Here is a 13,447-nt window from a genome sequence, read left to right as displayed (position 1 = left end):
TGATACGGATACGTTTTAGAGGAGTCCCGGATGTGACGCAAGGTTTAGTCTTGCAAGCCGCCGGCAGAGCGATTCCTGGACCGTCAGCTCGGGATTGTGGCGAAGGATGCCAAGCTGTCCGCCAGCGGCTATGGGCAACTCTGCCTGATCGATCTTTAATACGCATAATGTGTATTATGTAAAGTAAGTGATATGAGCTTTGCGCTCTATCCGCGGCGGTTCTCCATTCACTAATAATTCAACAATCGTTGTATGATCGAATCATGAACGAAGATCAAGCCATCTCAGCGCTCGGCGCTCTCGCCCATCCTCAACGACTGCGGACTTTCCGCGCGCTCGTGGTGGCCGGGTTGCCAGGACTCATGCCTAGCGTCCTGGCGGACCAGCTCGGAGTCGCGCGCAACACGCTTTCCTTTCACCTGAAGGAGCTGGCACATGCGGGCCTGGTCAGCGTCGAGCAACAGGGGCGCAATCTGATCTACCGCGCCGATTTCTCGAAGATGAATGGCTTGCTCGGCTATCTCACCGAGCATTGCTGCCAGGGAGCGCCCTGCGAGGCTTCCGGTCCCGCGGCCTGAACGAGCTGCTAATCAGGAGTTCTCCATGAAGCGCTTCCACGTCCATCTACATGTCGACGACCTGGCCAGGAACATTGGTTTCTATTCCCGGCTTTTCGCGCTTGAGCCAGCCCGCGTCGAATCCGACTACGCAAAGTGGATGCTGGATGATCCTCCTGTGAACTTCGCCATATCGACCCGTGGCGCCGGCCTGGGCGTTGATCATTTCGGGATTCAGGCCGACAGCGCCGAGGAACTGGATGCATTGAAATCCCGGGCGCAGGCTGCGAGCCTGGTTCTGGATGATCAGGGAGAAACGTCCTGCTGCTACGCCCGCAGCGAGAAATACTGGGTCACCGATCCACAAGGATTGGCTTGGGAGCACTTCCACACGCTGGGCTCCATCCCCGTCTATGGCGAGGCGCACAGCGCTCATGTCGATCAGGTGGCGGCGCCCGACTGCGGTTCGCCGTCGATCAAAGCTGCGGCGCCCACCGGTTGCTGCACCCCAAAAGCAAACTCCACTACCCGTTGCTGCTAGGAAATCTCATGTCGCACTCCCCTTTCAATGTGCTCTTTCTATGCACAGGCAATTCCGCGCGTTCAATCCTGGCCGAAGGGCTGCTTAAGGGGTTGGGCGCTGGCCGGTTTCAGGCGTACTCGGCTGGTAGCACTCCCAAGGGCGAGGTCCACCCTCTAGCTCTCGCCACCCTCAAATCCTATTCGTTGCCCGCGGATGGGTACCGGAGCAAGAGTTGGGACGAGTTCGCCACCCCGGATGCCCCCAGGATGGACTTCATCATCACGGTGTGCGACAACGCGGCGGGTGAAGTCTGCCCGGTATGGCCGGGCCATCCGATGACTGCGCACTGGGGCGTGGCGGATCCCGCGGCGCATGAGGGCAGCGAGGAAGAACGCCTCAAGGCCTTCCACGAAGCTGCGCGAATGCTCAAGCGCCGTATCGAACTGTTCTTGTCCTTGCCGCTTTACCGCCTGGACGCCATGTCGCTGCAGACCGAGCTGCGCGGCATTGGCCAGTCCCGGGAGTAAACCGATGCCGTCCAGTACGCAGGCGGCGCCGGCCCCGCGCGAGCGCCCCGGGATGAGTGTTTTCGAGCGCTACCTCACGTTGTGGGTCTTCCTCTGCATCGTCCTGGGGGTGACGCTTGGGCAGCTCATGCCGGCGTTGTTCCAGGCGATTGGCCGCCTGGAGGTCGCCCAGGTCAACCTGCCGGTTGGGGTCCTGATCTGGGTGATGATCATTCCGATGCTGCTCAAGGTGGACTTCGGCGCACTGGGCCAGGTCAAGCAGCATTGGCGCGGCATCGGCGTGACGCTGTTCATCAATTGGGCCGTCAAGCCCTTTTCGATGGCCTTTCTGGGGTGGCTATTCATCCGCCAGATCTTTTCCCCGTGGTTGCCCGCCGACCAATTGGATAGCTACATCGCCGGCCTGATCCTCCTGGCCGCGGCGCCGTGTACCGCCATGGTCTTCGTCTGGAGCCGGTTGACCGGCGGCGATCCGGTTTTCACGCTGTCCCAGGTGGCGCTGAACGACACCATCATGGTGTTCGCGTTCGCGCCCGTGGTTGGACTGCTGTTGGGTCTGTCGGCCATCACCGTGCCTTGGGACACGCTCTTGGTGTCCGTCGGGCTGTACATCGTGATTCCGGTCATTCTTGCCCAGCTCTGGCGCCGGGCGCTGCTTCGCCGCGGCCAGGCGGCGTTTGAAGCGGCGCTGGAGCGAATCGGGCCATTCTCGATGGCCGCCCTGCTGCTGACGCTGGTACTGCTCTTCGCGTTCCAGGGCGAGGCCATCATCGGGCAGCCGCTGGTTATCGCCATGCTGGCCGTACCCATTCTTATCCAGGTGTTCTTCAACTCCGGCCTGGCGTACTGGCTCAATCGCCGGGTCGGCGAGACGCACAGCATTGCGTGCCCGTCGGCGCTAATCGGCGCATCCAATTTCTTTGAACTGGCCGTTGCCGCCGCGATCAGCCTGTTTGGTTTCCAGTCCGGTGCCGCGTTGGCGACTGTCGTTGGCGTGCTCATCGAGGTGCCCGTGATGTTGCTCGTCGTGCGGATCGTCAATCGGAGCAAAGGCTGGTACGACGCTGGCGCCATGCGGAATTGATTTATGGCCAGCGCCCCTGTCCGCGTTGTCGGCGCCCTGGGAACGGCCCAAACCCTGGCCTGGGCGTCTTCCTACTACTTGCCGGCAATGCTGGCCGATCCAATGGCTCGCGATCTGGAGCTCTCCGCGCCAACGGTATACGCGGCCTTTTCGATAGCCATGGTCGCATCGGCACTGGTCGGCCCGTGGGCAGGACAAGCAATCGATCGTCGCGGTGGCCGCATCGTGCTGGTCGGCACGAGTTTGCTGTTCGCCTTGGGGCTGGGGATGCTCGGCAGCGCTCAGGGACTCTGGACGATGGTGGCCGCCTGGCTCGTCATGGGAGTGGCGATGGGATCCGGACTATACGAGGCGGCGTTTTCCAGCCTGGTGCGCCTCTATGGTCATCGTGCCCGTGGCGCCATCACCGGGATCACGCTGATCGCAGGGTTCGCCAGTACCGTGGGATGGCCGCTTTCCGCCTGGATGGAAGCGCAGTTCGGCTGGCGCGGCGCATGCCTGGGCTGGGCAGGCTTGCATCTATTGGTCGGCCTGCCGCTGAACGCCTGGCTCCCCAAGGCGGCGGCTGTTCCGAAGGCGGAAGCCCCGAATGTCACCGGCAGCGTGGATGCCGGGCCGCGCGCCGTGCCCGAGTCGAAACCGCAGAGGTATGCCACTGCCCTCCTCGCTTTCGTGTTTGCAGCGACCTGGTTCATCAGTACCGCGATGGCCACGCACTTGCCGCGCATGCTGGAAGCTGCTGGCGCGACCCTCGCCGCTGCTGTGGCCGTGGGCGCGCTGATCGGTCCCGCGCAGGTGGCTGGACGCCTACTCGAGTTTGGGCTTCTACGCCAGGTTCATCCCTTGTTGTCGGCGCGCCTGGCGGCTCTTGCGCATCCGGCCGGCGTTGCGGTGCTGTTGACCGGCGGACCGGTAATGGCGCCGGTGTTCGCCATTCTGCACGGAGCGGGCAACGGCATTCTGACCATCGCCAAGGGCACGTTGCCGTTGGCGCTGTTTGGCCCGCAGGGCTATGGCGCCCGCCAGGGATGGTTGATGATGCCGGCGCGTGTCGCGCAAGCGGCCGCCCCGTTTCTCTTCGGCCTGGCGCTGGACGCATGGGGCGCCAACGCTCTGTGGCTATCCGGGGCCATAGGCTTGGCGGCCTGCGCAGCCTTGCTGGTACTGCGAGCGCGGCCTGCGGTCGATTGAAGTTTGAATTCCGTATCAATAGAGGTGTTTCATGAGTTCCATCACGATTTATCACAATCCGGCCTGCCGCACGTCGCGCGATGCGGAGGGCAACCGTGTCTGAGTTCCTCGCCGATTCGCCGAATATCGATCCCTCGCTGTTTGAAAAACCAAGCCTGGCCGAGCTGTTCTCGCCCGAACGGGCCACGCACGCGCCGCGCTTCCTGCTGTTGTATGGGTCGTTGCGTGAGCGTTCTTACAGCCGTTTGGTTGCCGAGGAAGCGGCGCGCGTGCTCGAGGCGCTGGGCGGCGAAACCCGGTTGTTCAACCCTTCCGGCCTGCCGCTGGTCGATGACGCCACGGAGGACCATCCCAAGGTTCGTGAGCTTCACGAATTGGTCCAATGGGCCGACGGCATGGTCTGGAGTTCGCCCGAGCGTCACGGCGCGATGACGGGATTGATGAAGACGCAGATTGACTGGATCCCGCTGTCGGTGGGCGCCGTGCGACCGACTCAGGGCAAGACGCTGGCGGTGATGCAGGTGTCGGGCGGCTCGCAGTCGTTCAACGCCGTGAACCAGATGCGGGTGCTGGGGCGCTGGATGCGCATGTTGACTATCCCGAATCAATCGTCGGTAGCCAAGGCTTACCAAGAGTTCGACGATACGGGACGTATGAAGCCCTCCCCTTACTACGATCGAATCGTGGACGTCGTCGAGGAGTTGATGAAGTTCACGTTGCTCACTCGGGATGCGACACCCTACTTGGTGGATCGCTACAGCGAACGCAAGGAAACCGCCGCTGCGCTGTCGAGCCGAATGAAGCAAAGCTCAATCTAGCTGTGGCGGAGGGCAACTTGCGGCTGAGCTGCGTGTTCCAGCCGCTGAAATCACTGGGGTCAACAAGAATCCGGGTGGTCAGAACGGCACCATCACCTTCAACGTGCCGCGATGGCTTTGTATGTGGGACGAAAAGTCGCCGTCGTACTGCAGCCGGAAGTCCAGGCCGCCGGCGTTCGACACCTGCAGGCCCGCGCCGATGCGGCCGATGACGTCGTCCATGGGCACCGAGGTGTCGAAGGCGCCGGAGCCTGCCGGCGCGCCCTGCAAGCGCGACTTGACCGTGTACTCGTTCTTGGACAGGAACGACACTCCGCCATACATGTAGGGGCGCATGGTCGCGCCGTTCTTCAGCGCCACCTTGCCGCCCAGCTCCAGCGTCGGCGACAGGGCCATGACGAACTGGTTGCTGCTTTCCACGTCCAGATGCAGGGCGTCGCGGGATTCGCTGTAGCCGGGCATATGGGTGTAGGACGCGTCCAGATCCACATAGGGTTTCAGGTAGACGTGTTCCGCGGCATAGGTGCGGGCGATGCGCAGGCGCAAGGCCGCGCCATAGACGTCCAGGTCCGAGTCGGCCGTGCTCTGCATGCCGGGGATGCGGATGCTGCGGTTGATATCGTATTGGCCATAGCCGCCGCCCAGGGCCGCGGACAGGGTCCAGGGCCCGGTTTCGCGCTTGACCACCACGCCGGCATAGCCGCTGTCGCCCTTGCCGCTGACCCGTCCATCGTCGCCGCTCAGATGGCTGTTCTGGTAGGCGACGGAGCCGCCCAGGAACCAGCCCGGGCTGACCTGGCGCTGGCCGCCGAACTGGTAGGTGACGCCATCGAACGAAAAGCCGGAGACGCCGCCGTCGCCGTCCTGGTTGGTATTGATGCCGGACACCTGGCCCCAGAGGCAATCCTGCTCGCCGGTCAGCGCGTCGCCGCCCTGGAATGCCGGGCACGACATCATGGCGCCGGTAAAGCGCGCCATGCTGGCCTGCATCTGCGCGGCGGGCGCCACGGTGACGCCGGCCGACAGGTCCGACAGCCGGTTCGAATAGGTGTCGGCGCTTTCGCGGGAGGCCATGTCCAGCGCCGCGAACAAGGACGCCATGGCGGCATTGCCGCCCAGGTTCCAGGCGCCTTGCAGATGACTCGCGACCGAGCGCTGGTTGGCGGCCAATTGCATGGACGGCGCGGCGAAGTCGGCCTGCGCGGCGCGCACGCGCACGTTCTTGCCGTCCAGCCTGGCGTCGTAGTCGATCACCGGGCTGTCCTTGGCAACGGGACTGCCTTGCACATCGCCTTGCAGCGTCGCCACGGTGACTTCGTGATCGGGCAGCAAGGTGATGGGCTGGACATTGACCTGGCCGTCCAGGCGGGTATCGCCCTGCACCACCATGCTCGGCGATTTGAGGCTGGCGAAGTCCACGTCAGCCTGCAGCAGGCCGCCGGCCCGCAGGTTGAAATTCCCCGCGACCGTGAGCGTGTCGAAGGCGCCGGTCCTGCCTATGGCCACGACACCCGCGTTGTCGATGTTGGCCTGATAGAGCGTGGCGTCGCTCAGGGTGCCGCTGGCGGCGTTCCAGACATTGCAGGCGATGCCGCCCGCACCGCCGCCGCATTCGATGTTGCCGAGGACGGTCCCCGCATTGTTGATGGACAGGCTGGCGCTGGGGGCGCTGGCCAGGAAGCTCACGGTCTTGGCCTGCTGCAGGGTGGCGCCGTCGTAGCGCACCGCGCTGCCGCCGGCGCCGGCCGCGATCATGCCCGCCGCGCCCACGGTCAGCGTGTTCTGCTGGTCGCCCACGATCCAGACGCCATAGGCGCCCGCGCCGGTGCCGCCGCTGACCGAACCGTCGACGGTGACGGCCACCTGGCCCGACCCTTGCGGACCGGCGCTTTGCGCAAAGATGCCGGTGGCGCCGGCGCCGGTCGCGGCGATGCTGCCGCTTTGCGTCAGCGTGACGTTCCCGCCTGATCCCGTGCTGCCGGCGCCTGCCGTGCTGCCGGCGAAGCCGCCAGCGGCATTGCCGCCCAGCCCGCCCCCGCCGCCGATGGATTGGGCGATTACGCCGAAGGCGTAGGCGCCGTGGGTTTCGATATTGCTGGCGACATTGAGAGCGACCGTTCCGCCGCTGCCGCTGCCGCCCGTCTGCCCGCCGCTTGGGGTCCAACCGCCCGAACCCAATTGCAGCCCCTTGCTGGTGTCGCCCGCGATGCCTCCGCCGCCGCCGATGGACTGGGCGATCAGGCCATGCGAGCCCGCGCCGCTGGTGCTGATGTGGCCGCCGGCATTCAAGGTCAAGGTCACGGTTCCGCCATCGCCGGCCGCGCCGCCGCGCCCGCCCAGCGACACGCTGGCCAGATTGCTGGCGTCGCCCGCGCCGCCCAGGCCGCCGCCGCCGCCGATCGATTGCGCCAGCACGCCGTAGGCGCGCGCCCCTTGCGTGGTAGCGGCGATGCCGGTAGCGACATCGATGTTGCCGCCCGAGCCGGACAAGCCGCCGTTGCCGCCCACCGCGACGCTCATGGAATGGCTGTCCTGCTGCAGCTTGGAGCTGCTGTTGCCCGCGCCGGCCGTGCCGCCGCCGCCGCCGATCGACTGCATCGCCAGCGCCGGAGAGTCGTCGCCCGTGGTCTGGACGTTCAGCCAACTGCCGCCGCCAGAGGTCAGGATGCCGCCGCCGTCGCCGGCCACGCCGCCGGTTCCGCCGAAGGAGGCGCCGACGGTGATGGTGCCCTGGGCCTGATCGGAACCGTCGCCGCCCTGCCCGCCGCCCCCGCCGATCGATTGCAGCAGCACGCCGTAGGCGTTGTAGCCGGTTGTGGCGATGCTGTTGCCATGGTCGTCGTCGAAGTAGAAGCTCAGGGCGCCGCCGTTGCCGCCCGCGCCGCCGCTGCCGCCCACGCCGATGATCGCGTTGGCCTTGATCTTGCTGCCCGAGGCGCTGGACGATCCGCCCACGCCGCCGCCCCCGCCTATGGATTGGACGACCAGGCCGTCGGCCCAGTCGCCGGCGGTGGCGATCTTGCCGGCGTAGTTCACGGTGACGTTGCCGCCATGGCCGCCCGTGCCCCCGGTGCCGCCCACGTCCACGCCGAATTGATAAGTGCTGTTTTCGTCGTCGAGCCGTTCCTTGTTGTCGCTGTGATTGCCGATGCGGTCCAGGATGGGATAGGACGAGGCGTCGGCGCCCAGCGATCCGCCCAGCCCGCCGCCGCCGCCGATCGATTGCAGCAGCACGCCGTCGGCATCGCCGCCTTCAGTGCGGATGGCGCCGCGCAAGACCGCGGCGATGCTGCCGCCGGTGGCGCCGGAACCGCCCGTGGCGCCCAGCCCCACCTGCAGGCGGGCGGACGGCCGTTCCTCGGCGCTGCCGGCCACGTTCAGCGTGCCACCCTGCGAGGCACCGCCGCCGCCGCCGATGGACTGCGCCACGATGCCGCGCGAACCCGAGCCCAGCGTGCGGATGGCGAAGTTGGGGTTCAGCGTCACGTCCACATTGCCGCCGGTGCCGCCCGAGCCGCCGGTGCCGCCCAGGGCCAGGGTCAGCTTGACGTTGGTGGGCCCGCCGTGGGTGTAGGCATTGCTGCTGCCGACCCCGCCGTTGCCGCCGCCTCCGCCTATGGATTGCGCCAGCACGCCGTTGGCGTAGTCGCCATAGGTCACGATGGTGGACGCCGGCGGCACGCGCACGCCGGGCGGGGTCAGCAACGACGGCGGCATGGCGACATAGGCGCCGTTGGCATCGCCCAGGCTCACGCCCACCGCGCCGCCGTCGCCGCCTGCCGAGCCGGAACGGCCCAGTGTCATGCCCGCGGACAGCGAGATCGTGGTCGCATCGCCCAGCACGGTGGACAGCACGGACGAATCGCCGCCATTGCCGCCGCCTCCGCCTATGGATTGCGCCATCACGGCGTGGGAGCCGTCGCCCAGGGTGGCGACCGTGGAGCCGTTGCTGAGGTTGATCTGGGTGACGCACGCCGCGTCTCCCGGCGGGCAGGCGCTGCCGCCCGCCCCGCCGCTGCCGCCCACCGCGGCTTCGAAGTTGAACGCCAGGGATGCGCCCTCGCCGGTCGGAACGGCGACCACCAGGTCGCTGGCGCTGGAACTGCCGCCATTGCCGCCGCCTCCGCCTATGGTCTGCGCCAGGATGCCGAACGAATCGTTGGGCGCGTAGGTAGCGGGATCGATGTTCGGGCTGGCGTAGTCCATGCCGGTGGCGACGTGCGAACCGCTCAGGTTCACGATGGAGGACTGGCCGGCGCCGCCCGAGCCGCCGCTGCCGCCCAGCACCACCGCCGCGTTGAAACCGACCGTCACGTCGTAATAGCTGGCGTCGCCGCCGTTGCCGCCGCCTCCGCCGATGGACTGGGCCAGGATGCCGGCCGAGTGCGAGCCGCCGGTGCTGATGTTGAGGTTGCTGTAACCCACCTTGACCTCGGCGGCATTGCCGCCGGCGCCGCCGCTGCCGCCCAGTTGCAAGGCCGCGAAGGACGCCACGCTGGCGTTCTTGACGCTGCCGCCCGTGCCGCCGCCCCCGCCGACGCTTTGCGCGATGATGCCGGGCGCGTAGTTGCCATGGGTGGCGATGTTCGAGGTGGAGTACGTCAGCGTGCCGTCGCAGCCGCCCTGGTTGCTCATGCAGACCGTGCCGCCGTTGCCGCCGCCGCTGGCGCTGCCGCCGATCGCCACCGATACGCCCACCGAGGCGGTGAAGGTATCGCCGCCGTTGCCGCCCCCGCCGCCCACGGATTGGGCCAGCACGCCCGCGCCGAACTGGCCGGCGGTCTGGATCGAGCCCAGGTCCTGGATGATGACGTTGCCGCCCGCGCCGCCCCCGGCGCCGCCACCGCCCACGCCCAGCACGCCGATACTGTCGCCGCCGCTGCCCCCGCCGCCGCCGATGGACTGGGCCACCATGCCGATGGCGGCGTTGCCGGCCGTCGAGATGGAACCGGTATTGCCCATGACCACCGTGCTGCCGGAGGATCCGGTGGCCCCGGCCGAACTGCCGCCCACGCTCAGCAGGCCGGTCGCGCTGCCGGAAGCGCCGCCGCCGCCGCCGATGGACTGGCCGATCATGCCGTGCGAGCTGTAGCCCGAGGTGGCGATGGACCCGCTATTGCTCATGGTGACCTGGCTGGCCGCGCCGCCGCCTGCGCCGTCCCCGCCCAGGGAAACGAGTTCGGCCGTGTCCGCGCCGCCTGCCCCGCCGCTGCCGGCGATGGACTGGGCCAGCACGCCGTAGGCGTGGTCGCCGCCGGTGGTGACCGTGCCGGCGGTCGCGACATTGACCGCGCCGGCGTTGCCGCCATTGCCGCCGTTGCCTCCCTGGCCGCCCAGCACCGACACGAAGTCGCTGCCCGTGCCGCCGCCGCCGCCAACCGATTGCGCCACGATGCCGGTTGAAAATTTGCCCGTGGTGCTGATGGCGCTGCCGCTGGCGGTGGAGACGGTGACGGCGCTGGCGTTGCCGCCGAATCCGCCGCCCCCGCCCTGCCCGGCCAGCTTGGTGCTGTCGGTGCCGTCGCCGCCCTGCCCGCCCAGGCTCTGCGCCGCCAGGCCGGGCAGGTTGTCGCCGCGGGTCGCGACGCTGCCGCCCTGATAGAGATTGATCGCCACGGCGCCACCCGCGCCGCCATTGCCGCCGGAATGGTCCTTGTCCGGGCCTTTGCCGCCCTTGCCGCCGATGGCGCGGGCGGCAACGCCGGCGCCCTGCACGGTCGCGCCGGCCGCCGAACCGGCCACGTCCAGCAGCACCGAGCCGTTCACGTCCACGGTCACCTTCTGGGTCCAGCTGTCCGAGGTGCCGCCGCCGTTGCCGCCGTTGTCGCTGTTGTCGGTCGACGCGGTGCCGTCGCCGCCGATGCTTTGCGCATAGATGCCAAAGACCGTGCCGCTGTCGAAAACCTGCCAGTAGCTGTTGGCCTGGCCCTGGTGCGTTACCTGCACGGTGCCGCCCGTGCCGGCATTGCCGTTGTTGTAGCCACCCATGCCGCCCACGGAGTTCGCGTAGATGGCCGCGCCGGTTGCGTAGGTGCGCAGCCTTGTGGCGCTGCTGCCCAGGTTGATGGCGCCGGTGTTGCTGACCGTGACCGTGCTGGCGTTGCCGCCATTGCCGCCGATTTGGTCGCCGTATTCCAGCGTCGGATCGTTCTGGTCGCCGCCCGCCCCGCCCACGGCCCGCGCGTTGATGCCGTACAAGCCTTGGCGCGGGGTGGGCAATGAACCCGACAACGTCAGGTTGCCGGAATTGGTCACGGTCACGTTCTGGCCCAGTCCGCCATGTCCGCCGTTCGAATCGTTGTTGTCGTTGGCGGGGTCGCCGATGCCGCCGGACGAGACCGCCATGATCAGGCTGTTGAAGTTGCTGAGCGCCGTGCCGTTGAGCGCGATGTCGCCGCTGCTGGACACGGTGATGTGGCCGCCATCGCCTGCCGTGCCTTCGTCCACGCCGTCGCCGCCGCGCGATATGGCCGTGACCACGCCCACTGGGTTCAGCCGGGTCTGGTTCTCGTTGGCGTTGTAGTTGCCCGAGGACGTGACCGACACGTCCGGTCCGTTCTGGCCGTTCTTTTCGTTGTCATGGTCTACGCCGCTGTCGCCCTCGCAGATGGCCTGGGCGCTTGGGTAGTTGCCGGACGGCACGTTCAAGGTGGGGCCGCCTGCGCATGCGTAGCCGGCCTGCGCGCTGCCCGCCGCGCCCCAGGCGCAGGCGCCCAGCGCGGACGCGATGGCCAGCCGCAAGGTGTTCTGCCGCAGCAGAGGGAAAGGCAGGCCGTGGCCGCGCGTGGGGCGAGAGAGGGGCTTCATGGATGAGCGGATTCTTGTTGCCTGAGCGCGGAACCCGTCCGGCAACCGGACGCGTCGCTCAGTAGTAACTGGCAAAGTTTCGCCACTAGAATCCGCAGGCCGTGCGGTCGGTGCAACGCTTTTTCGACGAATCAGCGCTTTTTTTCGACGAAATCGGCAAAAAAAGCCACATCGTTACATCGAACCCGGGAGCGTATGTAAGCAAAGGTTGGCGCGAGGCAGCCGGCCCTTCGTATCAGGGGCGTGCACGGGCGCCGGCCGACGCCAGCAGGGTCCGGCCTTTTGGCGTCAGGATGACGACCGGTTCGGCGCGCGCATCGTCCCGGTCCCGGGACATGTCCACGAGTCCGTTGGCGGTCGCGTCTTCCCAGGCGGACAGGCGCGGACAGGAACTGCGCCAGGCGTCCATGGTCTGCGCATAGGTGCGCGGCCGTTCGGCGATCCAGGCCAGGAATTGCAGCAGGTTGCCGAGCTGGGAGGCGCCTGCCTCCAGCTCCGGGGTTGCGTCGTTTCTCTTCATCGCCATGCGCTCCCGACCAGGATGTAAAAGGCGTTCTGGTCCTTGCCGCGGGCGATGTCCATCCCCACGGCCTATCCCGGCTTGGCTGCGAGCCGATACCGGAAGCCTGTGTCGATGATGACACGGCGGCGGATCTTGCGCACGGCTGCCGCCCCCGTAGGCTAGACCGCGAGCCTGCGCATCGTCAGCGCGACGACCGCCGTGGCGACAAGCTGCATGCCGGCCACGACGTACAGGCCGGCGGCCACGCCGCCCGTCCATTCCTTGAGCCAGCCCATCATGAAGGGCGTGGCGAAGCCGGCCAGGTTGCCGACGGAATTGATGAAGGCAATGCCGCCCGCGGCCGCGGTGCCTGTCAGGAATGCCGCCGGAATGGCCCAGAAGACGGGGAACGCGCCAAGCACGCCGATGGCGGCGATGCTCAAGGCGCCCATCGCCAGCACGGGGCTGCCGATGTAGGCGCCGGTCAGGGACAGGCCCAGCGCGCCGACAAGGGTGGCGCCCGCGCAATGCAGCCGGCGTTCACGGGTGGAGTCGGAATGCGCGCCGTTGATCACCATCGCGGCCGTGCCCAGGATGAACGGGATGGCCGACAACAGGCCTATGTTCAGGGCGCCTTGTACACCGAGCTCGCGCACGATGGAAGGCATCCAGAACGCCAGCGTCGCATTGCCGCCGACGATGCAGAAGTACGCCGCGGTGCACAGCCACAAGGCCGGCAGGCGCAGGGCCTGGGCGAAGCTGGCATGTTTGCCGGGATCCAGGCGTTCGTTGTCCAGCTCAGCTGTCAGCGCGGCCTTCTCCGCCGCGCTGAGCCAGCGCGCCTGTTGGGGGCGGTCCGGCAGGTAGGCCAGCACCACCAGTCCGGCGATCACCGATGGAATGCCTTCCAGCACGAACAGCCATTGCCAGTTGCGCAGCGGCGCCACGCCGTCCATGCCGCTCATGATGAGCCCGGCTATCGGCCCGCCGACGATGCCGGCGATCCCGAATGACGTCATGAACCAGCCATTGATGCGCCCTCGCCTGCCTGCCGGTATCCAGTACGTCAGATAGAGCATGACGCCGGGGAAGAAGCCCGCTTCGAAGGCGCCGAGCAGAAAGCGCAGGACATAGAAGGAAGTCGGCGTGGTCACGAATGCCATCGCCATCGAGGTCAAACCCCACAGGATGGTGATGCGGGCCAGGGTCTTGCGCGCGCCGATGCGCTGCAGCAGCAGGTTGCTGGGCACTTCGAAGATGAAGTAGCCGATGAAGAAGATGCCCGCCCCCAGACCGTACACGGCTTCGCTGAAGCGCAGGTCTTGCAGCATCTGCAGTTTGGCGAAACCGACGTTGACGCGGTCGATCCACGCCAGCAGGAACAGGAAAATCAGGAAAGGAATGAGGCGCCAGGCGACCTTGCGGTGCATCTGGCCTG

9 protein-coding genes are annotated in these 13,447 nt (G+C 67.2%); 6 read left to right on the top strand and 3 right to left on the bottom strand.

Annotated elements, in window-relative coordinates; all coding sequences use genetic code 11:
* Window positions 1-263 precede the first annotated feature (263 nt).
* The 6 genes from N5C88_RS14295 to arsH all read left to right on the top strand — a co-directional run bounded on the left by N5C88_RS14295 (window position 264) and on the right by arsH (window position 4,700).
* Window positions 264-578, top strand: a complete 315-nt coding sequence (locus tag N5C88_RS14295) for a helix-turn-helix transcriptional regulator (RefSeq protein WP_280015552.1) — start codon at window positions 264-266, stop codon at window positions 576-578.
* Between the two features lie 25 nt (window positions 579-603).
* Window positions 604-1,098, top strand: coding sequence for an ArsI/CadI family heavy metal resistance metalloenzyme (locus N5C88_RS14290; RefSeq protein ID WP_059379780.1), 495 nt, complete (start codon window positions 604-606; stop codon window positions 1,096-1,098).
* 8 nt (window positions 1,099-1,106) lie between these two features.
* Window positions 1,107-1,607: an arsenate reductase ArsC gene (locus N5C88_RS14285; RefSeq protein WP_280015551.1), complete on the top strand. Its 501-nt coding sequence runs from the start codon at window positions 1,107-1,109 to the stop codon at window positions 1,605-1,607.
* Window positions 1,608-1,611: 4 nt separating this feature from the next.
* Entirely contained in the window at window positions 1,612-2,691 is a 1,080-nt protein-coding gene (arsB, locus tag N5C88_RS14280) for an ACR3 family arsenite efflux transporter (protein ID WP_280015550.1), read from the top strand.
* A 3-nt stretch (window positions 2,692-2,694) separates the two neighbouring features.
* Window positions 2,695-3,882 carry an MFS transporter gene (locus N5C88_RS14275; RefSeq protein ID WP_251880162.1) on the top strand — a complete coding sequence of 396 codons (1,188 nt, stop codon included), beginning with the start codon at window positions 2,695-2,697 and terminating at the stop codon, window positions 3,880-3,882.
* 95 nt (window positions 3,883-3,977) lie between these two features.
* Window positions 3,978-4,700, top strand: a complete 723-nt coding sequence (arsH, locus tag N5C88_RS14270) for an arsenical resistance protein ArsH (protein ID WP_251880160.1) — start codon at window positions 3,978-3,980, stop codon at window positions 4,698-4,700.
* Window positions 4,701-4,778: 78 nt separating this feature from the next.
* On the opposite strand, the gene N5C88_RS14265 is transcribed toward arsH, so the two are convergent.
* From N5C88_RS14265 to N5C88_RS14255, 3 genes are all read right to left on the bottom strand, one after another.
* The gene (locus tag N5C88_RS14265) at window positions 4,779-11,507 is read right to left on the bottom strand and encodes an autotransporter outer membrane beta-barrel domain-containing protein (protein ID WP_280015549.1); all 6,729 of its coding nucleotides are present in this window, start codon (window positions 11,505-11,507) and stop codon (window positions 4,779-4,781) included.
* A gap of 235 nt (window positions 11,508-11,742) precedes the next feature.
* The gene (locus tag N5C88_RS14260; protein WP_059376157.1) at window positions 11,743-12,027 is read right to left on the bottom strand and encodes a hypothetical protein; all 285 of its coding nucleotides are present in this window, start codon (window positions 12,025-12,027) and stop codon (window positions 11,743-11,745) included.
* Between the two features lie 161 nt (window positions 12,028-12,188).
* Window positions 12,189-13,439, bottom strand: a complete 1,251-nt coding sequence (locus tag N5C88_RS14255) for an MFS transporter (protein ID WP_280015590.1) — start codon at window positions 13,437-13,439, stop codon at window positions 12,189-12,191.
* Between the last annotated feature and the right edge of the window lie 8 nt (window positions 13,440-13,447).

The organism is Achromobacter sp. GD03932, from assembly GCF_029839485.1.
In the GTDB taxonomy this organism is placed as follows: Bacteria; Pseudomonadota; Gammaproteobacteria; order Burkholderiales; family Burkholderiaceae_B; genus Achromobacter; species Achromobacter bronchisepticus_A.
This window is presented reverse-complemented; position numbering and strand designations above follow the sequence as displayed.